The 24,813-nt window shown below is 69.0% G+C and carries 22 protein-coding genes; 11 read left to right on the forward strand and 11 right to left on the reverse strand.

From position 1 onward, the window contains the following. Nucleotides 1-141: 141 nt before the first annotated feature. From AC07PR_RS20450 to AC07PR_RS20475, 6 genes are all read right to left on the reverse strand, one after another. The gene (locus tag AC07PR_RS20450; protein ID WP_495136395.1) at nucleotides 142-1,329 is read right to left on the reverse strand and encodes an alpha/beta fold hydrolase; all 1,188 of its coding nucleotides are present in this window, start codon (nucleotides 1,327-1,329) and stop codon (nucleotides 142-144) included. 12 nt (nucleotides 1,330-1,341) lie between these two features. Then, a complete protein-coding gene (locus AC07PR_RS20455; RefSeq protein WP_377156366.1) occupies nucleotides 1,342-1,725 on the reverse strand; it encodes an OsmC family protein in 384 nt (127 codons plus the stop codon). A gap of 109 nt (nucleotides 1,726-1,834) precedes the next feature. Continuing rightward, nucleotides 1,835-2,716, reverse strand: coding sequence for a glutathione S-transferase family protein (locus AC07PR_RS20460; RefSeq protein ID WP_495136396.1), 882 nt, complete (start codon nucleotides 2,714-2,716; stop codon nucleotides 1,835-1,837). 49 nt (nucleotides 2,717-2,765) lie between these two features. Next, entirely contained in the window at nucleotides 2,766-3,215 is a 450-nt protein-coding gene (locus AC07PR_RS20465) for a cupin domain-containing protein (RefSeq protein WP_377156370.1), read from the reverse strand. 184 nt (nucleotides 3,216-3,399) lie between these two features. Then, nucleotides 3,400-5,313, reverse strand: a complete 1,914-nt coding sequence (locus AC07PR_RS20470) for a CocE/NonD family hydrolase (protein ID WP_495136397.1) — start codon at nucleotides 5,311-5,313, stop codon at nucleotides 3,400-3,402. 41 nt (nucleotides 5,314-5,354) lie between these two features. After that, entirely contained in the window at nucleotides 5,355-8,180 is a 2,826-nt protein-coding gene (locus AC07PR_RS20475; RefSeq protein ID WP_495136398.1) for an ATP-binding protein, read from the reverse strand. 136 nt (nucleotides 8,181-8,316) lie between these two features. On the opposite strand from AC07PR_RS20475, the gene AC07PR_RS20480 reads away from it, so the two are divergent. From AC07PR_RS20480 to AC07PR_RS20495, 4 genes are all read left to right on the forward strand, one after another. Next, a complete protein-coding gene (locus AC07PR_RS20480; protein ID WP_495136399.1) occupies nucleotides 8,317-9,312 on the forward strand; it encodes a LysR family transcriptional regulator in 996 nt (331 codons plus the stop codon). 99 nt (nucleotides 9,313-9,411) lie between these two features. Beyond that, on the forward strand, nucleotides 9,412-10,029 hold the full coding sequence (locus AC07PR_RS20485) for a glutathione S-transferase family protein (RefSeq protein WP_377156375.1): 618 nt from the start codon (nucleotides 9,412-9,414) through the stop codon (nucleotides 10,027-10,029). 10 nt (nucleotides 10,030-10,039) lie between these two features. After that, a complete protein-coding gene (locus AC07PR_RS20490; protein ID WP_483105626.1) occupies nucleotides 10,040-11,098 on the forward strand; it encodes an acyltransferase family protein in 1,059 nt (352 codons plus the stop codon). A 72-nt stretch (nucleotides 11,099-11,170) separates the two neighbouring features. Further along, the gene (locus AC07PR_RS20495) at nucleotides 11,171-12,040 is read left to right on the forward strand and encodes a hypothetical protein (RefSeq protein ID WP_495136400.1); all 870 of its coding nucleotides are present in this window, start codon (nucleotides 11,171-11,173) and stop codon (nucleotides 12,038-12,040) included. Between the two features lie 42 nt (nucleotides 12,041-12,082). Here the strand turns inward: AC07PR_RS20495 and AC07PR_RS20500 are convergent, their stop codons facing one another. After that, nucleotides 12,083-12,502, reverse strand: a complete 420-nt coding sequence (locus AC07PR_RS20500; RefSeq protein WP_431102450.1) for an acyl-CoA thioesterase — start codon at nucleotides 12,500-12,502, stop codon at nucleotides 12,083-12,085. 105 nt (nucleotides 12,503-12,607) lie between these two features. Continuing rightward, nucleotides 12,608-14,509: a hypothetical protein gene (locus AC07PR_RS20505; protein ID WP_495136401.1), complete on the reverse strand. Its 1,902-nt coding sequence runs from the start codon at nucleotides 14,507-14,509 to the stop codon at nucleotides 12,608-12,610. Nucleotides 14,510-14,906: 397 nt separating this feature from the next. Here AC07PR_RS20505 and AC07PR_RS20510 point away from each other — a divergent pair, with 397 nt between their 5' ends. The 6 genes from AC07PR_RS20510 (at nucleotide 14,907) to AC07PR_RS20535 (ending at nucleotide 20,734) form a co-directional block, all read left to right on the forward strand. Continuing rightward, a complete protein-coding gene (locus AC07PR_RS20510; protein ID WP_495136402.1) occupies nucleotides 14,907-15,191 on the forward strand; it encodes a hypothetical protein in 285 nt (94 codons plus the stop codon). Nucleotides 15,192-15,259: 68 nt separating this feature from the next. Beyond that, nucleotides 15,260-16,675 carry a M20/M25/M40 family metallo-hydrolase gene (locus AC07PR_RS20515; protein ID WP_495136403.1) on the forward strand — a complete coding sequence of 472 codons (1,416 nt, stop codon included), beginning with the start codon at nucleotides 15,260-15,262 and terminating at the stop codon, nucleotides 16,673-16,675. Beyond that, on the forward strand, nucleotides 16,672-17,607 hold the full coding sequence (locus AC07PR_RS20520; protein ID WP_495136404.1) for a LysR family transcriptional regulator: 936 nt from the start codon (nucleotides 16,672-16,674) through the stop codon (nucleotides 17,605-17,607). The genes AC07PR_RS20515 and AC07PR_RS20520 overlap by 4 nt, the downstream gene beginning before the upstream one ends. Nucleotides 17,608-17,679: 72 nt before the next feature. After that, nucleotides 17,680-18,663 (forward strand): Bug family tripartite tricarboxylate transporter substrate binding protein, encoded by a 984-nt coding sequence (locus AC07PR_RS20525; protein ID WP_495136405.1) that lies wholly within the window; start codon nucleotides 17,680-17,682, stop codon nucleotides 18,661-18,663. Nucleotides 18,664-18,674: 11 nt separating this feature from the next. Beyond that, nucleotides 18,675-19,913 (forward strand): CaiB/BaiF CoA transferase family protein, encoded by a 1,239-nt coding sequence (locus tag AC07PR_RS20530; protein WP_483105619.1) that lies wholly within the window; start codon nucleotides 18,675-18,677, stop codon nucleotides 19,911-19,913. Continuing rightward, nucleotides 19,910-20,734: an enoyl-CoA hydratase/isomerase family protein gene (locus AC07PR_RS20535; protein ID WP_495136406.1), complete on the forward strand. Its 825-nt coding sequence runs from the start codon at nucleotides 19,910-19,912 to the stop codon at nucleotides 20,732-20,734. The genes AC07PR_RS20530 and AC07PR_RS20535 overlap by 4 nt, the downstream gene beginning before the upstream one ends. Before the next feature lie 123 nt (nucleotides 20,735-20,857). Here the strand turns inward: AC07PR_RS20535 and AC07PR_RS20540 are convergent, their stop codons facing one another. From AC07PR_RS20540 to AC07PR_RS20550, 3 genes are all read right to left on the reverse strand, one after another. Beyond that, the gene (locus AC07PR_RS20540; protein ID WP_495136407.1) at nucleotides 20,858-21,508 is read right to left on the reverse strand and encodes a YceH family protein; all 651 of its coding nucleotides are present in this window, start codon (nucleotides 21,506-21,508) and stop codon (nucleotides 20,858-20,860) included. 16 nt (nucleotides 21,509-21,524) lie between these two features. Next, complete coding sequence (locus tag AC07PR_RS20545; protein WP_297525207.1) at nucleotides 21,525-22,307, reverse strand: SDR family oxidoreductase; 783 nt, start codon at nucleotides 22,305-22,307, stop codon at nucleotides 21,525-21,527. Nucleotides 22,308-22,407: 100 nt separating this feature from the next. Continuing rightward, nucleotides 22,408-22,809: an OsmC family protein gene (locus AC07PR_RS20550; protein ID WP_431102441.1), complete on the reverse strand. Its 402-nt coding sequence runs from the start codon at nucleotides 22,807-22,809 to the stop codon at nucleotides 22,408-22,410. 268 nt (nucleotides 22,810-23,077) lie between these two features. On the opposite strand from AC07PR_RS20550, the gene AC07PR_RS20555 reads away from it, so the two are divergent. Continuing rightward, nucleotides 23,078-24,763 (forward strand): electron transfer flavoprotein-ubiquinone oxidoreductase, encoded by a 1,686-nt coding sequence (locus AC07PR_RS20555; protein WP_495136408.1) that lies wholly within the window; start codon nucleotides 23,078-23,080, stop codon nucleotides 24,761-24,763. The last annotated feature ends 50 nt before the right edge of the window (nucleotides 24,764-24,813 follow it).

Below are 24,813 nucleotides of genomic sequence, written 5' to 3' on the forward strand. Positions count from 1 at the left end.
CCGCTGCCTGGTGGCAGTCCGGCACTGCCTGGTGGCAGTCAGCGACTGGTTGGGGACGGAGATGCTTGGGGTTTTGCCGCTTGCCGGCAAGGCCCCATGCATCTGCGGCCAACGCCCCGGACTTCGCAGGCAAGGCATTCCTCAGCTGTCGATCGTCGGCTCACTGAACACTGCGCCTGCTTCCAGCGTGCGGTGAACCGGGCACCGCTGCGCGACCTCCACCAACCGTGCGCGCTGCTCGTCATCGAGCTCGCCCTCGATCGTGATGCGCCGGGAGAACTCATCGGCCGGCGTGCCGTCCTTTCGCTTGCGATGGCTCACGCCCGTGCGGATGCGTCCGATCTGCCAGCCCTTGAGCTCGGCGAAGTGGCGGATCGTCATCGTCGTGCAGGCGGCGAGCGCCGATGACAGCAGGTTGTAGGGCGACGGTCCCGACCCGAGGCCACCGACCGACTCCGGCTCATCCGCCAGCCACCGCGAGCCGCCCGACTGCAGTGCCAGCTGGAACTTGCCGAGTCCGGTTTCCTCTGCCTCGGCGTCGGGCGACGGTACTGCCATCGGCTGCGGATCGTGGAGGTAGCGGATCGCCCAGGCCGCGACGCAGGCGCTCGCGTGCACGGCATCGGCGTGGTCGCGCATCAGATGGTCCGCCTTGTCCAGCGAGACGAAGCTCTTCGAATGGTGGGCGGCCAGGAAGATGCGACTCGCGTTCTCGATGTCGACGACCTGGTCCATCGGGCTGTGCAGGATCATCAGCGGCACCTTCAGCTCGGCCAGCCGCCGGCCGGCATCGTGCAGACGCAGGTCTTCGACGAAGGCCTTGCCGATGCGCACCGGAAAACCGCCGAGCAGCAGCTCGATCGCACCGTGCTCGTCGATCGCCCGCAGGTCCTGCGCGGTCGCATGCCCGAGCAGATGCGACGCGTCGAACGGCGCGCCGATCGTCGCCACCGCGCGCACCGACGGCATCCGCGACGCAGCCGTCAGCACCGCCGTACCACCGAGGCTGTGCCCGATCAGCAGCGCCGCCGGCATGCCCGCCTCGGCCATCGCCTCGCCGGCGGCGACCAGGTCCTCCACGTTGAGCGTGAAGCTCGTGTCGTCGAAGCGCCCATCGCTGCCGCCGACGCCCGAGAAATCGAAGCGCAGCACCCCGATGCCCTGCGCGGCCAGGCCACGCGCCAGCGCGACCGCCGTGCGGCTGTCCTTGCCGCAGCTGAAGCAGTGCGCCAGCAGCGCCCAGCCGCGCACGACGCGCTCCGGCATCTCCACCTTGCCGGCCAGACGCTGGCCATGCGCGTTCACGAAACTGAAGCCGCGGGTCGGCATGTCGCTCGCGCCTCAGCCGAGGTAGGTGTCGATCGAGACGCCGCCCAGCAGCGTCAGCGTGACCGGCGTGCGTTCGGCGATCTCGGCGAGGCGCTCGCGCTGCGCCTCGTCCAGGCCCGCGATGCGCAGCGTGCGCACGACGCGGGGGCCGTCCTCCTCCTGCCGCCATTGCAGATCGACCTCGAGCGACTCGAGGGGCCAGGTCTTGCGGTCGGCGTACATGCGCAGCGTGATCGCCGTGCAGGCGCCGAGGCTGGCCAGCAGCAGGTCGTAGGGCGCGGGACCGGCGTACGCGCCGCCGAGCACCTCGGGCTCGTCCGCGACGAGCGTGTGCGCGCCGAGCTCGATGTGGGTGCGATAACGATCCTGCCCGATGCGGGCGATTCCGTGGGCCATGGCCGTGCTCCGAAAGAGTGGAAGGGAGAGAAGAAGGAAGGAACGAGACAGAGACAAGGAAGAGACCAGAAATGCGCGGGGCGGACCCGCGCCGCGGGTCCGCGAACGATCAGACGCGGATCGCGCCGTCGCCGAGGTAGCGGGTGAACAGCGCGAGCGGCATCGCCGCCTGACCGCGGTACTGCTCGTCGCTCCAGGAGATCACGACGTCGGCCTCGCCGACGACGACCTCCACCGCGCCGCGGCGGACCTCCTGCGGCACGCCCTCGCCTTCGCGGTACTCGACGACGCCGACGATCTCCGCCAGCAGCGAGCCCCTGCCCGGCGCCGGCAGACTCACGTCGGCCCGGCCCGGCGCGGGCGTGCCGGTCAATCGTTCCTCGACCGCCAGCGCGGCGCGCACGCCCCGGTCCTCATGCAGCCGGCGCAGGAAGGCGGCCAGGTCCGGGAACTCCGCCAGGCCGATCTTGGTCGTCAGCGCCCAACGCAGCATCACGAACAGGTAGGCGTCGGCGATCGAGCGCTCGCCGGTCAGCCAGGACAGGCCCGCCAGCTGGGACTCGATGCGCCCGAGCAGCGTGCGCACGCGATCGCGCGCGACGGCGGCGATGTCATCGACGTTCGCGTCGGCGTTCGCGACACCGAAGCGGAAGCGCTCCGGATAGAAGATCGGCGCGAAGGCCTTGTGCACTTCCGAGTTGAGGAAGGCCAGCCACTGCAGCGTCCTCGCGCGGCCGCTCGCGCCGGCCCCGCCCCACAGGCCGGCGGCCGGGTGGACATCGGCGATGTGCGCCAGGATCGCCACGCTTTCCGTCAGGCACAAATCCTCATCCAGCAGCACCGGCACGGTGCCCATCGGGCTCAGCACGAGGAACTCCGGCGAGCGCAGCCGCGACCGCGTCATGCGCACGGCCTCGTAGCCGCCGCCCGCCCACTCCAGCGCGATGTGGCTCGCCAGCGAGCCGGCGCCGGTCATGTAGTACAGCTTCATCGTGGTCTCCTGCCCGTCGCGGGCCCGTCATGGCGTGCCGGGTGCGGCATCAGTGCGCGGGCAGCACGGCATCGACGCCCTGCTTCTTGACCAGGAAGACGACGAACTTCGCCGGCTTGGTCGTGCTGGCGTTGCGGCCGACGGTGTGGATGTCGGCGGGGCCTTCGTAAAAGGTCTCGCCGGGACGCAGCGTCACTTCCTTGCCGCCTTTCACGCCCATCACGATCGAGCCTTCGAGCACGTAGATGAAGCCGTGCGCGTCATGGCGGTGGACCGGGTCGGCGCCGCCGGGCGGGTACTCGACCACCAGCATCAGGCCTTCCTGGCCGGGCAGGTTGCCGAGCGGCTTGTTCATCAGCGCCGAGACCTTGGGTTCGGGCGGCGCGGCGTGGGCGTCGTTGACGATCAGGCCGGTGGACAGCGTCGCGCAGAACGCGACGGCGAGCACGGACAGCACCGAGCGGCGCAGCATGCCGCGAGGGGAGCGGATTCGGAACATGGGCTTCTCCTTGGAATGGATGTCCCCATGCTAGGAATCGCGCGGCGGCGGCGGAAGCCATGCCGCGGTTCTCACCGTGTTGCCGGCGAGGCACCAATGCGGGCGGATCGGCACGCGCCGCATGGTCCGCACACCATCGCGTCAGTCCCCGTGGGCACGGGGACGCAGGCAGGTGCCGCACTCGTCAGTGCGGGGCGCCGGCCAGCGGATCCGGCCGGCACGGCTGCATCAGCAGCGTGCCGCAGGCCGGGCGTTCCGCGGGGCCGCGCACGCCGTCGAGCACGCCCAGCCGCAGGACCGAGTCGTGGCGCGCGTTGTGCAGCACGTGGAGGCGTTGGCGCAGCGAGAACGGATCGAAGACCATGCCGCCGGACTGCGCCGGCGTGTCGATCCACAGCCGCAGCCGCGATCCCTTGCGGAAGAAGTGGCCCATCTTCTGCACCTCGACGCGCGCGAGCACCGGCCGGTTGGGCAGCAGCGGGGCGATGTCCTGGGGCCGCTCGCCGTGCCACGGCAGCAGCCGGGTCGAGCGCGCCGGATCCAGCGTCCGGTTGGACAGTCGCAGCCATCCGCGTTGCACGTAGGTCTCCTGGCCGTCGGGCCGCAGCTCGGTGACGGTGACCTGCAGGTCCGCGTCGCCGCCGGTGGCCGCGACCCAGAGGTCCGCGCTGCCGGGACCGTAGACCAGCAGGTCCTCGCCCAGCGGCGCGGAGGTGTAGGCCAGGCTCGTCGACTTCCAGTCCGTCGGCAGCGGCCCCCAGAACGCGTTGCCGAGGATGTCGTTCACCGCGACGCCCGTGCCCGGCGCGTCGAAGCCGTCGGCAGCGCCGCCGCCGGTCTGGTCCGCCAGCACGCCGCCCTCGGCGAGGTGGAAGTCGCGGACCCGCAGGTCGGACTCGCGGATCGCCTCGCGGTTGATCGTCCAGCCCGCCCGCGCCCATGCGCCGCTCTGCTGGTCCTTGGCCGCGCCCCCGGTCGTCTCCATCCACAGCGACAGCCGCGGCGTGTCGCGCTCGAAGCCGTTGTCGACGCCCTTCACGAAGCGGTCGATGAAGCGCAGCGCCGTCGCCTGGAACGCCGGCGCATCGTAGAAATCATGTGCGCCGTTGGACTGCACGTGCCACAGCAGCTTCGGGTCCAGCCGCGCCTGGTAGTGGCTGCCGCGCGGCGTGAGCGCCTGGTCCTGGAAGGCTTCCGTCGACAGCACCGGCACGCGGATCCAGTCCATGCCGCGCGACAGGTCGAAGCCGTTCATGTACTCGTCGCGCAGCGGATGCGCGGTGAAGAACTGCATGATCGAATGCGGCTCCTCGTTCTCGAAGTTGCGGGCCACCTGCCGGACGCAGGCGGCATCGCCCTCTTCCTGCGCGGTGCGCAGCACGACGGTCTGCCACCACGCGCGGAAGACGACGCGGAAGCCGGTGATGAAGCCGGGCTGCGGCACGCCGCCGGGGTTGAGCGCCTCGCGGTAGTCGACCAGCGGCGCGCCGGGCACGATCGCGCGCAGGTGCGGCGGCTGGAACTGCGCCGTCGCCAGCTGCGACGAGCCGCTGTACGAGAACCCCATCATCCCCACGCGGCCGTTGGACCAGTCCTGCGCCGCCGCGAACTCGACCGCCTCCGCGCCGTGCCGGCCCAGTTGCGGGCGGATGTATTCGAGCGTGCCGGTCGAGCAGCCGGTGCCGGCGGGGTTCAGGCCCATCACGGCGTAGCCGGCCTCGAGCAGCCTGCGGTCCAGCGCCAGCCGCTGCGCCGTCTGGCCGCGCCGGTAGGGCATGCCGCCGATCGAGCCGGCGTCGTAGCCGTTGATGAAAAGGATCACCGGCACGCGCTCGGCGCCGGCGCGCTTGGGCAGCAGCACGCTGTAGCGCAGGCGCTCGCCGTCGGCGGTGGTGAGGTAGCCGGTGCGGCGCTCGGCCCAGAAGGGATCCACCGCAGGCGCGGCGGGGAACTCGAAGGCCGGCGCGGCCGGCAAGCCGGTGTCCGGATCGAGCGCCGGCGCGGATGCCGGCGCGGGCGTCGCCGCCTGCGCCCACAGCGCCGGCGTCGCGAGCAGTCCCGATGCCATCACGGCGGCGGTCGCCAGCTTTGTCTTCATGCGGATCGTCATCAAGATCGTCCTCCCTCGGTTCATCGTCGTCATCGTGATGGTGGTGATTCGTTGGACGGGCCGCGGCCCGCGGCGTCGAGCAGCTCCTGCGCCTGCGCGGCCTTGCCCTGCGACGCCCACAGCGCCGCGAGGCTGCCCGCCGCGCGGCGTTCCCATCCGCGCGTGCCCTGCTCCCGCGCCACGTCGACGGCACGGCGGTAGTGCCGCTCGGCGTCTTCCAGCCGGCCCGCCCGCTCGTCGCGCCAGCCCGCGGCGCGCCAGATCTCCGGTGCGCACCAGAGTCCCTCGCCGAGCGCGAGCCGCTCGACCAGCGCGTCGTCGAACCACTCCGCGCAGAAGGTCACCAGCATCTCGCGTCGCGGCGCGTCGTAGCCCGGCAGCTCGGCGCGGACCGACTCGATGTAGGCCGCGCGATCCGGCTCCTCGGCCAGCCGCAAGCCCTGCCAGAACCACTCCGCGTAGCGCAGCCAGCCGGTCAGTCCGCGGCGGCGGGCCTCCTCGGTCATCAGGCGGATCCAGCGCGCGGCGAGCTCATGTTCCCCAGCCCACAGCGCGACCACGCAGGCGCCGTAGAGCGCCGAGCACATCGATACCGAATGTCCCATCGCCTGCGCCCGGTCGACCGCCTCGGTGGCGAGGACCAACGCGTCGGCGGCGTCCCCCTGGATCCACGCGGTGCGGCAGAACAGCGCCTTCGTGGCGACGACCGAGTCCGGCCCGACGAGGTTGGCGTTGGTGCGACGCGGCGTCGCCGCGGCGAGCGCGGCCTCGCTGTGACGGCGCGACTCGTCGAAGCGGCCGCAGAAATGGTGGGCCATCGCGCAGACCCGGTGCGACAGGATCAGCGCCGCCGGGTCGGCCCAGGCCGTCGCCGTCGACGCCAGCGTGTGGGCGTGACGCAGGGCCGCGCTGTACTCGCCGCGGAACATGTCATGCGTGCAGCGTCCCCACCGCGCCCGCAGCTCCAGCGCCGACGAGCCGATCGCCAGCGCGCCCGCGAGCGCGCGGTCGCAGGCGTCGTTCAGCTCCTCGACGCTGCCGCCGGTGTGCAGCAGCGCGGTGATCAGCACCGTGTAGAGCGAGGTCGCCGTCTCGACGTCGGGCTCGGCCTGCTCGTCGACCAGCCGCAGCGCGGCCTGCACCCAGTGCTGGTACTCGGCCACCAGCGACAGGTGGAACCACAGCGGCGCGGACGCGATGACCAGCGCATTCGCGGACTTGGCGTCGGTCTCCTGCACCAGGCAATGCTCCAGCGCCGAGCGCACGTCGTTGAGCCGCCAGGCGTGGCGATCGTCCCAGGCCTGCTCGCTGAGCGTCTGCAGGTCCGCGGTCGCCGTCTTCATCACTTCCACCATCACCGTCGCGTGGCGGTGCAGCAGCGCGGCCCGTTCGTCGCTCTGCGCCAACAGCGCCGACGCGTAGCTGCGCGTGGTGTCCAGCAGCCGGTACGGCGCGAACGCATCCTGGCTGTCGAAGAACACCAGGGACTTGGCCGCCAGCGCGATCAGGGTCTCGAAGGCCTCCTCCGGATCGGCGTCCAGCGCGACGCCCAGCGCCGACTCGACGTCGAAGCGCCCGCGGAAGACCGACAGCCGCCGGAACATCGTCAGCTCGGGCTCGCTGAGCAGCGCGATGCTCCAGTCCAGCGCCGCCGCCAGCGTGCGATGACGCGGCAGCGCGCTGCGGTTGCCGATGGAGAAGAGCCGGATGTGGTCGTCCAGGCGCAGCGCGAGCTCGCTCACCGACTGCACCGCCAGGCGCGCGGCCACCAGCTCGATCGCCAGCGGGATGCCGTCGAGCTGCCGCGCGACCCGCGCCAGCAGCGGCCCTTGCGCGTCCTGGAACGGTCCCGCGCCGGCCGCGCGCGCGCGGCCCACCAGCAGCTGCACCGCGGGCGCGCGCAAGGCTTCGGTGAGCGACGGCGCGTCCTCCGCCGGCACCGCCAGCGGCGCCAGCCGCAGCACCAGTTCCCCGGGCACGCGCAGCGCCTCGCGGCTGGTGGCGAGGATGCGCAGACCCGGCAAAGCGCCCAGCAGCCGCAGGACCGGCGCGGCCAAGGTCTCGATCACGTGCTCGCAGTTGTCGATCACCAGCAGCACGTCGCGACCGGCGATGGTCTGCGTGATCGCCTGGATGGTGTCGGGCATGTCCGGCGCGGCGCCCAGCGCGCGCGCCATCGTGCTGAGCACGTGGTCCTGCGAGATCAGCGGCGCCAGGTCGACGAAGGCCACCGGCACGCCCTGGCGCTGCTGGAGGCATTCCGAGGCGCGGGTCGCGACGCTGGTCTTGCCGATGCCGCCGGCCCCGACCAGCGTCACGAGCCGGTGGCCGTCGAGCGAGCCGAGCACCGTGTCCACGTCGGCGTCGCGGCCGATCAGCTCGGTCAGCAGCGTCGGCGGCGCGGCAAAGGTGCGCGACGCGGCGCGCAGGCGGACCGGGGCCGGCGCGGCGTCGCCCTCGACCGCCTCGCGCCGCACCCGGCCGTTGAAGCGGTAGCCGCGCTGCGGCACCGTGGAGATCCATTCATGGCAGCCGTCGAGCTCGCCCGGCTCGCCCAGCGCCTTGCGCAGCATGGACATGTGCACGCGGACGCTGGCCTCCTCCACCACCACGCCGGACCAGACGGTGGCCAGCAGTTCCTCCTTGGCGATGTACTCGCCGGCGCGGCGCACCAGGTGCAGCAGCAACTCGAAGGACCGCGGACCGATGCGCACGGCCTGTGCGCCATCCGCCCCGGCGCCTGCCGGGTCGGTGCGCTCGAGACGACGTTGCATCTCCCAGAGCACGAAGGCGCCGAAGAACCAGCGGTAGTCGGCGGCCGGCGCGTCGATCGGCGCCGCGGGCGGTGCTTGCATGGCGGACGGACCTTGTTGTTGGGCGGCCGAGTATGTGCGGAACCGCGCACGGCGGTAAAGGCGGCGGCCCGGCTCCGGCCTCAGCTTTAACGCGCTTTAACTCGCCCTCGCGCGCAGCTTCGACCAGAGTTCGTCCATGACTTCACCGGTCCCCGCCATGATCCCGTCCGGCCACCCTGATCCCCTCGCGTCGAGCTTCGCCACGACCTACGCCGGCGTGATGGCGTTCATCGCCGTGGTCGCCGAAGGCAGCTTCGCCCGCGCGGCGGAGCGGCTGGGCATCGGCCGCTCCGCGGTCAGCCGCAGCGTGCAGCGGCTGGAGGACCAGCTCGATGTCCGGCTGTTCACGCGCACCACGCGCAGCACCTCGCTGACGCGCGAGGGCGATCTCTTCTACGCCAACTGCCATGCCGGCGTGGATCGGATCATGCAGGCGGTCGAGGAGATGCGCGATCTGCGCGAGGGGCCGCCGCGGGGGCATCTGCGCATCGGTGCCTCGGTGGGGTTCGGCCGCCGCGTGGTGGCCCCGCTGCTGAACGCCTTCCAGGACACCTATCCCGACGTCGCCATCGAGCTGCTGCTCAGCGAGCGGCCCACGGACTTCATCGCCGACGGCGTGGACGTGGCCTTCCGCCACGGCCGCATGGAGGACGCGCAGATCATCGCCAAGCAGATCGTGCCGATGCAGATGCGGGTGTGCGCCTCGCGCGAATACGCGCAGGTGCACGGCCTGCCGGCGAGCGTCGAGGAGCTCGACCGCCATCCCTGCATCAACGTGCGGGTGCCGTCGGGGCGCATCGTCGACTGGGAGTTCCAGGTCGACGGCCAGACCCGGCGCGTGCTGCCCAAGGCGCGCCTGACCTACAACGATGCGGACCTGGTGTGCCAGGCCGTGCTGGACGGCCAGGGCCTGGCGCAGATGCCGGACTTCATGGCCTGCGACGCGCTGCGCGACGGCTCCCTGGTGGCCTGCCTGCCGCAGCATGCGCCGGTCGACCAGGGCCACTACATCTGCTTCCTGAGCCGGCAGCACCTGCCCTCCCGGATGCGGGTGTTCATCGACTTCATGACCGCGCGCATCCGCGAGCGGGACCTGCGCTGCCCGGACACGATCCCGGCCGCGCATTCGTGACCTCCGGGCAACAAGGTGTTGCGCGGGCGTCGCCTAGCCGGAGAAGGGCGTGGCTTCTAGCATTCGCCCCCGTTCCCGGGTCGAGGAGAGGACCGATCGATGATGCAGCTCTACTACCTGCCCGGCGCGTGCTCGCTGGCAGATCACATCGCGCTCGAATGGACGGGGGCGCCGTATGCCGCCGTGGCCATGACGCCGCGCGCGCTGCGCGCGCCGGAGTACCTGGCGCTGAACCCCGGCGCCAACGTGCCGTTGCTGCGCGACGGCGACCTGCTGCTGACCGAGAACGTCGCGGTGCTGCACTACCTGGCCGAGTGTTTTCCCGAGGCCGGGCTGCTGGGCGACACGCCGCGCGCGCGGGCCGAGACGATGCGTTGGCTGGCCTTCATGAACTCGGACGTGCACGGGGCGTTCAAGTCGGTCTTCGCGCTCAAGGCACTCGACGAGGGCGACCCGCACGCCGCGCTGCGCATCAGCCCCGCACAGCGCCAGGTGCGGGCCTGCCTGGAGCGGCTGGACCGGCAACTGGCCGGCCGCGACTGGCTGACCGGGACGCGCTCGATCGCCGACCCCTACCTGTTCGTGATGTTCCGCTGGGCGGTGGGCGCCGACGTCGGGCTGGACGGCCTGCGCAACCTGACCGCCTTCGCCCGGCGCATGTACCTGGACCGCGGCGTGCGCGCCGCGCTGTTCACCGAGGAGGGCCTCGCCCTATGATTTCCCCGCCATGAGCTCGCCCAGCCTGCCCTACAACCCCGCGCTGGACGGCCTGCGGGCGCTGTCCATCCTGGTCGTGATCGCCTTCCACTGCCTGGTGCCGGGCTTCGGCGGCGGCCACATCGGCGTCGACCTGTTCTTCGTCCTCTCGGGGTACCTGATCACCGCGCTGCTCGCGGCCGAGGTCCGCCAGGGCGGCATCGCGGTCGGCCGGTTCTACGCGCGCCGGCTGCTGCGCCTGTATCCGCCGCTGCTGGTCCTGGTCGTGGCCTACCTCGCGCTCGCGCCGCTGCTGTTCCCGCAGGAGCCGCGTTGGACGATGGCGATCCTGGCGCTGACCTACGTGATGGACTACGCCATCGCCTTCAACGTCCTGCCGCCGACGCTGGGCGTCACCTGGTCGCTGGGCATCGAGGAGAAGTTCTACCTGCTGTGGCCCGTGCTGCTGCCGATGCTGCTGCGCGCGCGGCGGCCGATGCACTGGCTGCTCGGCGCCTTCCTCGTGGTGACGGCGTGGCGATACGCGGTGGCCGTGCAGTGGGGATGGGGACAGGCCTACTTCCGCTTCGACACGCGCGTGACCGGCATCGTGCTGGGCGTGATCGCCGCGCTGCGACCGACCGCGATGCCGCGGTGGGTCGTCCTCGCGGCCTGGGTGGCGATGGTCGTCAATCTCGCGTTGCCCTCCTTGCCCTTCCAGTGGCTCACCGCCGGCGCCACGGTGCGCGTCACGGTGGCGGAGATCGCCGCCTTCGTGCTCGTCAGCCACGCCGCCGCGCACCCGACTGGATCGTGGCTCGCACAGCCGTTGATGGCGTGGCTCGGCCGCCTGTCCTATGGTCTCTTCCTGTGGCATTTCGCGGCGATCAGCGCATTCGGTCGCGGCCACGGGCCCTGGGTCCTCCTGGCCGTCGCCCTGCCCTTCGCCCTGGCCATGGCGATCGTGTGCCACTACCTGATCGAGCGGCCGGTGAGCCGATGGCGCCGCCGCCGCTTCATGCCGGACAGCCCGGGCGGCTCCGCGACGGCGGCCACGGACATTCGTGTCCGCCATTCAACAGGCCGGTGATCGGGACGCGCCTGTCGAGGCGGGCCTTGCCCGTCTAGCATCCAGCGATATCCCCCCAGTCCTGGAGCTTTCATGCGAGTCCTTCTTCAAACCACGATCGCCGCGGATCCGGACGATTGGTCCATCGCGCGGTTCAGTCTGCTCAAGGAGTTTCTGGCGTCGCGTCGCGATGGCGACGGCCGCCCGCTGTACGAGGTCACCGCGCGGGACCGCGACCCCGGCCCCGGGCCGGACGCCGTGCTGCGCAGCCTGGACACCTCGTCCTTCGATCAGATGTGGCTGTTCGCGGTCGACGTGGGCAACGGCCTCACGCCCGAGGACTGCGACGGCATCCGGCGCTTCCACGAGCGCGGCGGCGGCCTGATGCTGACGCGCGATCACATGGACCTGGGGTCGTCGCTCTGCGGGCTCGACGGCTGGCTGGGGCGGGCGCACCACTTCCACTCCCGCAACGAGGAGCCGGACGAGCAACGGCGCTGCGTCGACGACACCTTCACGTCCTCGATCCTGTGGCCGAACTATCACTCCGGGGCCAACGGCGACTACCAGGAGGTCCGGGTGGTGGAGCCCGCGCATCCGGTGCTGCGCGACCCGCTGTCCGAGACCGGCCTGCTGCGTTATCTCCCCGCCCATCCGCATGAGGGCGCGGTGTGCTCGCCGGGGGACGACGGCGGCGCCCGCGCGATCCTGCAGGGCACCAGCCGCGTGAGCGGGAATCGCTTCAACCTGGCCGTGGTGAGCGAACGTTCGGCGGAAGGCGGACCGGTGCTGGCGCAATCGACCTTCCATCACTTCTGCGACTTCAACTGGGACGTCAGCAAGGGCTCGCCGTCCTTCGTCAGCGAGCAGCCGGGGGACGGGATGCAGCGCCATCCGGAGGCGCTGCGGTCGACGCAGCAGTATGTGCAGAACGTGGCGCGGTGGCTGGGGGGCAAGGACTGACCCCAGGGGCTCGAGCGCCCCGTCAACCATCCGCGGTCGCCATCACTCCAGATGCTGCCGCAGCCAGTCCGGCAACGGCACGGACCTCTGGATGGTGGCGTCCTGCCACACGGTCGTGGCGCCGCCCGAGGCGTAGATGACGCCGGGCTCGTCGAGGCGCTCCAGTGTGATCCACGTGTCGAAGCTGGAGCGCCCCGGATTCGAGACGTAGTGCTTCGCCAGGATCTCGCCCGGATAGGCGAGCTGCCGATGGAAGTTGCAGAACGCGTTGACGATGACCGGGCCCTGGCCGTCCGGGCTCGGCGGATGGCCGAGGCTGGCTAGCCATTCGACGCGCACGATCTCCAGGTAGCGGAAGTAGACCGTGTTGTTCACATGGCCCATCGCGTCCATATCGCCCCAGCGGATCTGGATGCGGGTTTCATGGACGAGCTTCTTGGCGTCGGGGAGTTCGAATCGCATGTGGTCATCCCTGGTTCAGTTGCGTGCGCTGCGAGCGGAAGAGCACGCATCGGCATTGAGCGCCGGTTACATTCCATGACCGCTGTCGTGGAAGACGACATATCGTCAGTCCAGCAAAGCGACAAGCGACGCGTCGTTTCCCGTCACCCGCTTATCTGCCGGTTCAAGTGCCAACAAGACCTGCTCGAACCGGTGCCGCTGACGTTCAAAGAATTCCGCTAGTCCCGTCAAGGTCGGCACGCCAGCGAAGACCTTCAGCATCGACTTCAACGTCATGCGAAGGTAGTACTCCAGGTTGGCGCACAGCAGACTCGCCATGACAACTTGCCGGGCCGCATGCACGATATCGCAGCGTGCCCGGTAGATGCGCTCGATCTGCCATCGGACGCGACGGTCATGCGCACGAAGCATCGCAGCCGTCCTGGTGGGCGATTCCAAGCTGTCCATGAACGCCGACAGATGCTTCCACAGGTAGGGCTGCTGCGCGCAACTGGCCTCCAGCGCCGGCCGCTGCGTCGGATCCTTCAGGGCCGCGTAAAGCGCAGCGTTGGAGCAGTCCGTCACCTGGACGCGCCCTCCGCCGCTCATCACCGCGACATCCAGGGCAGCCAGTGCCGTGCGAAACGTTGCCAGATGCTTGGGCAGATAGGTCAACGCCAAAGTGGGAGCCAAAGCATTTTTCACCTTGTCGCCAATGCCTCCGGCAGTCTTGGTGCCGCTGGTGAGGTACTCAACGCCGGTCCACCAGTTCACCAGTTTGTTGTCGAACATGCTGGTACCGGTGCCGAGTCGATACAGCCGGAAGGCGGAGAAGATCCGATCCCTGGTTTCAGTCTGAGAAGGATCCCGCGCTGCCAGGCCGCCCAGGTGGTCCACGAATTCCTGCAAGCTCCTGGTGGGCGGCTCAGCCTCCGGATTCGGAATCAATTGAGGCAGTTGGAGCAGGCGAAACTTCTCTTCGTCCTGAAGAAGAAAGCGCGTTTCGGCCTGGATCTGAGGTGTGTCGTATTCGAAGCGCATCAAATCCAGAATCTGGCCAATCTGTCGGTAGGCGTCCAGCCCCGCCGAGCGACCATCCTTGCTCCTCACGATCGCAGTCGCGAACAATCGACGTGGCCGCGACGAGAACAAGTTTTTCGCCGCGGGTGATGACTGCTCCGGGAGTTCCGGCGGGATACGTGAGATGGTGATGGTCCCGAAGTCCCCACAGCACACGTCGAAGGCCACGTTGGTACATCCATTGATGACGAAGAAGAGCCGACGCACCTGAGGTTCCATCAGAATCTCGCGCTTGACACGCGCAAAGCGCTCGGCGAAGTCGTAGGCCACAGGCCAAGGGGTGAGCACCGCCGCACCGCCGCGGTCCTCGACTTGGCTGATCAGCGGCAGTTGCGCCGGATCGACCTCTGCGGCAGAGCCTCGCTCAGTGCCCAGCACGAAGATGCGGTAGAGGTGGAACAGACTTTCAAGGCTGAATCCCTCATCGTGGGCAACACTGAGGATGTCGCGACAGACCCGGTCGATGCTTGCCTGACTGGCGTCGCGGTGCTCAACCGTCTCGCCGATTGGATTCTCAGCCAGCGCCTGCTCCATCCATTCAAAACAATCTCGCAAGAAGTGTTGCTCCAGAGAGGATTGCAATTCCCTCATGAAAGACTTCAGCAGCAGCGCGCTCTTCTTGAATCCGCCCTCCTTCGCGCCCGCGGCCTCGGCAACCAACGAGACTGTGTCATCCAGAGCGGCATAGTGCTCCGCCCGAGCGACGATGACCGGGTGCTTGTCCAATATCTCCAGCGCTTCCGCCGCCACGACCTTGCAGTCGTTCTCGTCAGCGGGAGGCTCGAACATGCGTTGCAGTTCACGCAGGATGTTCAGTGGGTTCATCGCGCGCACGCGATAGGAATCGAGCGAGTGCTCATGGACCAGGTTGAACCATGCCCCGAGGAACAGGTGCTGTCGAGCGTTGATACCGAGGAGCGCGGGGTTCAGGCGTTGGTCGATTCGCATGCGATGGCGGGCGTTGCTGGTCGCTGAGTTGCTCCGGCTAGAATAGCCTTACGCCGCGAGGTCAACTTCGACTCGCGCCACCGAAAAAGCCAGGAACTGGAGGTGCAGGCTGGGTTAAGACCCGCTGCACTCTCCTTTTCCCCTACACCGATCACGGGCCGCCATGCGGCCCGTGTTTCTTTGTGCGGCCGTGGACGCTCGCCGCTTGCGCTTCGCTCGCTCGCAACGGACGGTCCGAGCATCACTTCCACACCTCGTCCAACGTCCCCGTCTTCCTTGCCTCATCTCGGTCACTGCTGACGCCGTCACGTCGCGACTTCACGGTCACTTCACCGCCAGCCTTCATGCTCCTCGCCACCGCGCACGAGTCCGTGCGTTCCGCACCGAGGAGCCGCCGATGAACCACCCCACCCTTCGATCACCGTCGTGGCGCATTGCCCTCTGGGGCGGTGCCCTGATCCTGCTCGTGCTGCCCTGGGCGGCCATGCAGGTCACCGCTGAAGTCCGCTGGGACCTGGCCGACTTCCTCGTGTTCGGCGCCATGCTCGCCGTGGCCTGCGGGGCGTTCGAAGCGGCGGTGCGTCTCACCGCCGACCGGCGTCGCCGCTGGTGGGCCGGGGCCGCGATCCTGGTCGCTTTCCTGCTCGTGTGGGCGGAGCTGGCGGTCGGCATCTTCAACTGACAAGACCGGGCGTCTTCGGGTTTGGCGCGGGCGTATCCTTCGCGCGCCACCACCGAAGGGAGACGCCCATGACCCGTGCCTGGTCGACGCTCGCCGTCGCGCTCGCGATCCTGATTCCCCGTGCCGAGGCGCTCGCCGCGGACGCCACGCCGCCGCGCGAGCTGCGTCGCTTCCACGAGATCTTCAAGGAGCTCGTGGAGACCAACACGACGAACTCCTCGGGCAGTTGCACCGTCGCCGCCGAGGCGATGGCCCGGCGCCTCAAGCAGGCCGGCTATGCGGACGGCGACATGCAGCTCATCGTCCCGCCCGACGCGCCGAAGAAGGGCAACCTCGTCGTGCGCCTGAAGGGCAACGGCGAGAAGCGCCCGCTGCTGCTGGTCGCGCACCTCGACGTCGTCGAAGCGAAGCGGGAGGACTGGGCCCGCGATCCCTTCAAGCTGATCGAGGAGAACGGCGTCTACTACGGCCGCGGTACCTCCGACGACAAGTCGCAGGTCGCCACGCATGTGAGCAATCTCATCCGCTACAAGGAAGAGAAACTCGTCCCGAAGCGCGACATCATCATGGCGCTCACCTGCGACGAGGAGATCATCCCGTCGAAGTGGGACGGCCTGGACTACCTGCTCAAGCACCACCGCGCGCTGATCGACGCCGAGCTCGCGCTCAACGAGGGCGGCGGCGGGACGCTCGACAAGAACGAGCAGCCGGTCTCGTACAGCCTGCAGATCGGCGAGAAGGTCTTCGTCGGCTATGCGCTCGAAGTGACGCACCCCGGCGGCCACAGCGCCGTCCCCGTGCGGGACAATGCGATCTACCGCCTCGCCGAAGGGCTCGCGCGTCTGTCGAAGTTCGACTTCCCCATCCAGTTCAACGACACGACGCGCGCCTACTTCGAGCGCGTCGCCCAGCTCGACGGCAACAAGGACATCGCGGCGGACCTGCGCGGACTGCTCGCGAGGCCGACCGACACCGCGGCGCTGGAGCGCCTGTGGGCGAAGTCGCCGGTCTACAACTCGAGCGTGCGCACAACCTGCGTGGCGACGATGGTCGAGGCCGGTCATGCGACGAATGCGCTGCCGCAGCGCGCCCGTGCGACGGTGAATTGCCGCATCCTGCCGGGCCAGTCGGCCAAGGAGGTGCAGAAGACGCTCGTGAAGGTGATGGCCGACGAGCGCATCACCGTGCGCGCGACCAACGAGGCGCTGGCCTCGCCGCAGCCGCCGATGTCGCCGCTCGTGATCCAGGCGGTGGAAAGCACCGCTGCGGAGTTCTGGCCCGGCGTGCCGGTGATCCCGACGATGCTGGTCGCGACGACCGACGGCCGCTTCCTCAACAATGCGGGCATCTGGACCTACGGCGTCGGCACCTTCTCCGGCGTGGAGCCGAGCGGCGTGCACGGGCTCAACGAGCACATCCGGGTGAGGTCGCTGAACGACTTCCAGGAATTCATGTATCGCCTCGGGAAGAAACTGTCGTCATGACGCTGAAGCTCCCCGCACGTCCGCACTTCGATCTCACGACGGTGCACCTGTTCATCGCCACGGCGGAGTTCGGGAGCGTCACGCGTGCGGCGGAGCGACTGCACATCGCGCCGGCGGCCGCCTCGCGGCGCATCGCCGAGCTGGAAGCGCAATTCGGCCTGCCGTTGTTCCTGCGTCGCCCCCACGGCATGGCATTGACCGACGCGGGCCGCGCGATGCTGGCCCATGCGCGCAACATCACCCACACCGTGCTGCGCATGCAGGACGACGCCGCGTCCTTTGTCGGCGGTGCGCAGGGCGTCGTGCGGCTCGCCGCGCCGAAGTCGGCCGTGCTGCAGTTCGTCCCCGCCGACATCGAGCGCTGCGCCGCCGCGTGTCCCGGCGTGAGCATCGACCTGCAGGAGATGAACAGCCTCAACGTCCAGCAGGCGCTGACGCGCGGCACCGCCGACATCGGCATCTTCGAATCCTCGCTGGGCGCCGTCGATCTCCCGACGATGCCCTATCGCACCGATGAGCTCGTGCTGGTCGCGCCGCGCGGTCATGCGCTGTTCTCGCACGCGCCCGCCACGCTCGACAACATCCTGTCCTGCGACGTCATCGGCCTGGGGGAAGGCTCCGCGATCTTCGCCCTGCTCGAGCGGCTGGCCAACGAGTCCGGCCGCCTGCTGCGCATGCGCATGCGCGTCGGCGGCTTCGACAGCATCGCGGCGCTGATCGCGCAGGGACTCGGCGTCGGCGTGATGCCCAAGGCCGTGGCGAAGACCGTCGCGGGTGGTGCGCACTTCCTGCGCGTGGCGATCCCCGAGCCCTGGGCGCATCGCCAGTTCGTCCTCTGCTGCCGCCCCGCCGACAGCCTGTCGCCCGCGGCGGTCAGCGTCGCCGAGGTCTTCGCGCGTACGAATTTCGCGAAACCAGATCCGCCGAATTAGCGATGGCCGGCAGGCCCCTCGTTGCTCAATAGTCGTCCTCACGGAAATTCACGAGAACGACAGGAGACAACGATGCGCCGCAGAACCTTCACCCGCGCCGGCCTCTGTGCCGGGATGGGCGCCCTCGCCCTCCCCTCGCTGCTGCGCGCGGCCCCGCTGCCGACGTCCCCCGTGCGGATCATCGTCGGCTTCGCCGCCGGCGGCGGCACCGACGTGCTGGCACGCGTGCTCGCGCAGAAGCTCACCGGGATGTGGGGCACGCAGGTCCTCGTCGAAAACAAGCCCGGCGCGACCGGCGTCATCGCCGCGGACTACGTGTCCAAGCAGCCGGCGGACGGCACCACGCTGCTGATGGCGCACGTCAACAGCAACGCCATCGCACCGGCGTTGATGCCCAACGTCAAGTACGACCCGCGCCGCGACTTCTCCCCCATCGTCATGGTCGGCGTCACGCCCAACGTGCTGACCTGCGTGGACACGCAGAAGGTGCGCACGGTGCCGGAGATCGTCGAGCTCTGCCGGAGCAAGCCGGGCCAGGTCTCGTTCGGCTCGTCGGGCATCGGCTCGGCGCAACACCTGGCCCTCGAGATGTTCCTGCTCGCGACCAAGGTCAAGGCCACGCACGTGCCCTACAAGGGCTCGTCGGCGCTGCTGGTCGACCTGATGGGCGGCCAGATCGACTTCGCCTTCGACACGATGACCGCGGCCACGCCCTTCATCAAGCAGGGCAAGGTCACCGCGATCGCGCAGACCCGGCTCAAGCGCGCCAAGAGCTATCCCAACGTCCCCACGCTGGCGGAGTCGGGATGTCCCGGCCTGGACGCGGCATCGTGGTACGGCCTGGTCGGCCCCAAGGGCATGCCCGCCGACATGGTCCAGCGCATGAACCAGGACGTGAACAAGGTGCTCGCGCTGCCCGAGATCGCGGCGAAGCTCGATGAATTCGGCGCGGAAGACGCCGGCGGCAGCAGCGAGAAGTTCGGCGCCTACATCCAGGCCGAGTGCACGAAGTGGGCCAAGGTCGTGAAGGACGCAAACGTCCACGTCGAAGCCTGAAAGGAGTACCGATGACCGCATCGACCGCATCCACCCGCCCGTTGCCGCTCAAAGGCGTGCGCGTCCTCGACGTGAGCCAGGTCATGGCCGGCCCGTATGCCTGCATGCTGCTGGCCGACCTCGGCGCCGACGTCGTGAAGATCGAACCGCCCGAAGGCGATCAGACGCGCGGCGCGATGGGATTCAAGATGAAGGGGCCCGACAGCATGGGTTTCCTCAACATGAATCGCAACAAGCGCAGCGTGACGCTCGACCTGAAGTCCGAGGCCGGCAAGCAGGTGCTGCACCGCATGGCCAAGGAGGCGGACATCCTCGTCGAGAACTATCGGCCGGGCGCGATGAAGCGGCTGGGCATGGACTACGAGACGCTCAGCCAGATCAATCCGGCGCTGGTGTACGTGAGCATCTCGGGCTTCGGACAGTCGGGGCCGTGGTCGGAGCGGCCCGGCTTCGACCTGATGGCGCAGGCGATGTCCGGCGTGATGAGCGTGACGGGTTATCCGGGCGGTCCGCCGGTCAAGGCGGGCGTGCCGGTGGCCGACATCGGCTGCGCGCTGTTCGCGGTCTACGGCGCGCTGTCGGCCTACATCGGCGCGAAGGCCAGCGGGCGCGGGCAGTACGTGGACGCGTCGCTGTTCGACTCGGCATTGGCGTTCTCGGTCTGGGACACCTGCGAGTACTGGGGCACCGGTCGCGAGCCGACGCCGCTGGGCACGTCCAATCGCATGAGCGCGCCGTACCAGGCGGTGAAGGCCTCGGACGGCTACTTCGTCATGGGCGCGACGAATCAGAAGCTGTGGCAGAAGCTGTGCGGGCTGCTGGAGCGTCCCGACCTGCTGGCGGAAGAACGCTTCGGCTCCGTGGCCGCGCGGCTCGCGAATCGCGAGGAACTCATCGAGTCGCTGGAGCGCAGCTTCGCCGCCGACACCACCGAGCACTGGATCGATCGGATGCTGGCCGCGGGCATTCCGGCGGGTCCGATCCTGACGTATCCGCAGGCGTTCAACAGCGAGCACGGCAAACACCGCCAGATGCGCATCGAGATCGATCATCCGATCGAAGGCAGCGTGCCCAACATCGGCTTCGCGGTGAAGCTGCTGGGCACGCCGCAGGAAGTGCGGCATCCGCCGCCGCTGCTAGGGCAGCACATCGACGAGGTGCTGGCGGAGTACGGCATCGAGGCGGCAGAGTTGAGCAAGCTCGCCGAGGCCGGCGCCTTCGGTGAACAGCGTGCGAAGGCAGGCCCATGAGCGAGGGCTCGAACCCAGCGGCCAGCGAGGGCGCGAGCGCGGGCACCGTGCGCCTGAGCCGCGACGGCGTGATCGCGACGATCACCTTCGACCGGCCCGAGGCGCGCAACGCGATGACGTGGGAGATGTACGGGCAGCTTGCCGCGCATTGCGAGGCGCTCGCGCGTGATCGCGAGATCCGCGTCGTCGTGTTCCGCGGCGCGGGCGGACAGGCCTTCGTCGCGGGCACGGACATCGCGCAGTTTCTCGCGTTCCGACATGGAGCCGATGGCGGCGATGACGGCGTTGCCTACGAGCAGCGCATCGACCACGGCGTCCAGCTCGTCGAGCAACTGCCGATGCCGACCGTGGCGGTGATCGAAGGCTGGGCCGTGGGTGGTGGACTGGCGATCGCCACGGCTTGCGATTTCCGTATCGCGACGACGGAAGCGAAGTTCGCGGTGCCCATCGCACGGACCTTGGGCAACACGCTGTCTGCGGCCAACATCGCGCGGCTGCAGGCGGCGTGGGGACAGCAGCGCGTGCGGCGCATGCTGCTGCTGGCGGAGTCGCTGCTGGCGGATGAAGCGCTGGCGTGCGGCTACCTGCACGCGGTCTGCGCCGCGAGCGAGCTGGACGCCGCACGCGACGCGCTCTGCGACAAGCTGAGCCCGCTCGCACCGGTGACGCAAGCGGTCAGCAAGGAGATCCTGCGCCGCATCACCTCAAGCAACCTGCCCGACGTCGACGACCTGATCCGGCAGTGCTACGGCAGCGCGGATTTCCGCGAAGGCGTGGGGGCGTTCACGGAACGCAGGAAGCCGGTGTGGCGGGGTGCGTAGACCCCGGCCCTCACCCCTGCCCTCTCCCGCAAGCGGGAGAGGGGGTAAGAAAGAACGGCGCCGATCGGACTCCCTCTCCCGCTTGCGGGAGAGGGCGGGGGTGAGGGCCAGCAGCCTCGGCAGTCAGTCGGAAATGCCGAGCTCTGCCTGAATCTTCGCCACGACCGCTTTCAGTTGGTCGACCTCCGCGCGCAGCGCCGCGATCTCTTCATCGCGCGCGCTGTTGGAGAAAGAACTCGCGCTCGACGACGCCGCCGACGCCACGTACACCGGCACCGCCGGCTCGCCGCTCAGCAGATGCGCCCATCGCGCCTCTCGCGCGCCAGGCGCCTTCGCCAGCTTCACCGCCAGCGCGGGCTCGCGCGCCGCGAGTTCGTCGAGGAATCCCTCCACCGACGACACGTCCGCGAAGCGGTGGATGCGCTCGCAGTTCAGCCGCAGTTCCGCCGAGGTCTGCGGGCCGCGCAGGATCAGTACCGTCAGCAGCGCTTCCGCCTGCCCCGGCACGCCCAGCACCCGCTTCATGTTGTGCTCGAAACGCGCCACGCGGCTGCCGCTCACCGTGTTGACCAGGCTCATCGCCTTCAACTCGTCCAGCACCGCGGCCACGTCGGACTCGCTCGCGTTCATCACCGGATCGCGCGCGGTCTTCTGGTTCACGCCCAAGGTCAGGCTGTTCAGCGACATCGGGTAGCTGTCCGGCACCGTGGACTCCTTCTCCACCAGCACCGCCAGCACGCGCGCTTCCAGCGCGCTCAGTTCTCTCACAGCCATCGACTCGTTTCTTTCCTCAAACTCCGAATCCGTCGTCCGCCTGGATGACCGCGCCGTTGATGAAGCGGCTTTCCTTCGCGCACAGCATCAGCAGCGTCGTGTCCAGGTCCTGCGGCGTGCCCACGCGCTTGCGCGGCAGCAGCTCCACCAGCTTGCGGCCCTGGTCGGTCTGCCAGTGGTGGTGGTTGATCTCCGTGTCGATGTAGCCGGGGCAGATGGCGTTGACGTTGATGTCGAACTTGCCCCACTCCAGCGCCATCGCCTTGGTCATGTGGATGACCGCCGCCTTGCTCATCGCATAGACGCCGATCTGCGACAGCACGCGCAGCCCCGCCATCGACGCGATGTTGACGATGCGCCCGCCCGTGTACGTGCCAGGCGCCGCGCCGCGCGCCCGCGCCAGCATGCGCTTGCCCACTTCCTGCGCGACGAAGAACGCGCCGCGCACGTTCGTGTCCATCACGAAGTCGAAGTCCTCCGGCGACACGTCGACCAGCCGCTGCGTCGTGCTCACGCCGGAGTTGTTGATCAGGATGTCCAGCGTGCCGACCTCCGTCTCCGCCCGCGCCACCGCCGCGGCGATGCTCTCCAGGTCGGTGACGTCCATCTGCACCACATGCGCGTCGCCGCCGCCGGCCTCGATCTCCGCGCGCAGGTCCTTCAGGCGGTCCACGCGTCTGGCCGCCAGCACCACGCAGGCGCCCGACTTCGCCAGGGTCCTGGCGAACTGCGCGCCCAATCCGCTGGACGCGCCCGTGACGAGGGCCACGCGGCCCTCCAGATCGATGCTGTAGCTCATGGCAAGGTCTCTCGCAAAACTTCTCGTGTGACCGGACAGGTGCCGATCACGATAGCACGCAAGACCCGCCCCGATGATGATCCCGGGCCTCAGCAGGCCATCAACCGGCCATCACGGTTTCGATCTCCGTCTTCACCTGCGTCATCAGCTTGTGCACCGGACACTTGTCCGCCACCGCCAGCAGCTGCTGGCGTTCCTCGTCACTCAGGGTGCCCACGAAGGTCAGCGACGCCTTCAGCTTGTAGAGGCCTTGCCGCTCCTGCGAGCGGTCGCTCTCCACGTCCACCAGCACATCCTCCAGCGCCATGCCTTTGCGCCGCGCGTACCAGAGCACCGTCAGCGCCTTGCACGAAGCCAGCGCGGCGTCGTAGAGCTCGTGCGCATCGGGGCCGGCGTCCTCGCCGCCACCTTCGACCGGCTGGTCCGCCGTCAGCACGTGCTTGCGGATGCTCACCGTCTGGCGCATCGGGCCGGTCTTGTCGCGTTGAACGTGAATGCTCATGAGGGTCCTCGGTTCGAAGGCTTGGAAGATGAATCGCTTCGCAGGCATGGTACGGCGCGTGCCCCTGGCACAGGAGCCCCATTCGGGTCGGCCCGCATGCAGGTCGCGCTATCGACACCCCTCTCTATTTCATAAAAAGCACGACCGTTCTTTTTTCCCTTCACGCGGCTAGAATGCGCCGCAAACCGCCCCAGCCAGACAGCGAGCCGGCCCCCGCCGATCCGCGCGTGCACGGCCAGGACTCCGACTAGAACGAGCAAGGATGACCATGACCTCCGAAGAACTCATCGCCCAGTACGGTCCGCGCGACAGCATGGACTACGACGTGGTCGTCGTCGGCGGCGGTCCCGCCGGCCTGGCGACGGCGATCCGGCTCAAGCAGATCGCCGCGGAGAAGGGCCAGGAGATCTCGGTGGTGGTGCTCGAGAAGGGCTCGGAGGCCGGCGCGCACATCCTGTCCGGCGCGGTCATGGACCCGCGCGCGATCACCGAGCTGTTCCCCAACTGGAAGGAACTTGGCGCGCCGCTGGGCCAGCCGGTCACCGGCGACCAGGTGCTGTTCCTGAGCGAGTCCGGCCACACCGACACGCCGCAGGCGCTGATCCCCCGCTGCTTCCACAACCACGGCAACTACGTCATCTCGCTGGGCAACGTCACGAAGTGGCTGGCGCAGCAGGCCGAGGCGCTGGGCGTGGAGATCTTCGCCGGCTTCGCCGCCGCCGAGGTCGTCTACGACGAGCAGGGCCGGGTCAAGGGCGTCTCGACGGGCAACGTCGGCCTCGGCAAGGACGGCAAGCCGCATGAAGGCTTCCAGCTCGGCATGGAGCTGCACGGCAAGTACACGGTCTTCGCGGAAGGCGCGCGCGGCCACCTGGGCAAGCAGCTGATCGCGAAGTTCCAGCTCGACGCGGGCAAGGATCCGCAGACCTACGGCATCGGCATCAAGGAGCTGTGGGAAGTGCCGGCCGACAAGGCGCAGCCCGGCCTGGTGGTGCACACGGCCGGCTGGCCGATGGACAACTCGACCTACGGCGGCGGCTTCCTGTACCACCTCGAGGGCAACAAGGTGACGCTGGGCTTCGTGGTCGGCCTCGACTACCAGAACCCGTGGCTGTCGCCCTTCGAGGAGATGCAGCGCTGGAAGACGCACCCCGCGATCCGCAAGCACATCGAGGGCGGCAAGCGCCTGGGTTACGGCGCGCGCGCGATCACCGCAGGCGGTCTGCTGAGCCTGCCCAAGCAGGTCTTCCCGGGCGGCGCGCTGGTCGGCGATGACGCCGGCTACCTGAACGCGGCGCGCATCAAGGGCAGCCATGCCGCGATCAAGTCCGGAATGATGTGCGCCGATGCCATCGCCGAGGCGCTGGCCGCGGGCCGCTCGTTCGACGAGCTGAGCGCCTACCCGGCCGCCTTCGAGAAGAGCTGGCTGCGCGAGGAGCTGGATCAATCGCGCAACTTCAAGACCTGGTTCAAGAAGGGCACGACCGTCGGCGCGCTGATGACGGGCATCGAGCAGTGGCTGCTGCCCAAGCTGGGCATCAAGAGCCCGCCGTGGACGCTGCATCGCGACAAGCCCGATCACGTCTTCCTGCGCCCCGCGTCGGAGATGCCGAAGATCGAGTACCCGAAGCCGGACGGCAAGCTGACCTTCGACCGGTTGTCGTCGGTGTTCGTGTCCAACACGAACCATGAGGAGAACCAGCCGGCCCACCTGACGCTGAAGGACAACAGCATTCCCGTGCAGGTCAACCTGGCGAAGTACGCCGGCCCCGAGGCCCGCTACTGCCCGGCCGGTGTCTACGAGTTCGTGAAGACGGATGACAACGTCGAGCGGCTGCAGATCAACGCGCAGAACTGCGTGCACTGCAAGACCTGCGACATCAAGGACCCGACGCAGAACATCGTCTGGGTCACGCCGGAAGGCGGCGGCGGGCCGAACTATGTGAGCATGTGATCGAGGGCGGCTCCAACGCCGCCTCGCCCAACAAAGAGAAGGCCCGCTTG

Source organism: Roseateles sp. GW821-FHT09H11, assembly GCF_059415845.1.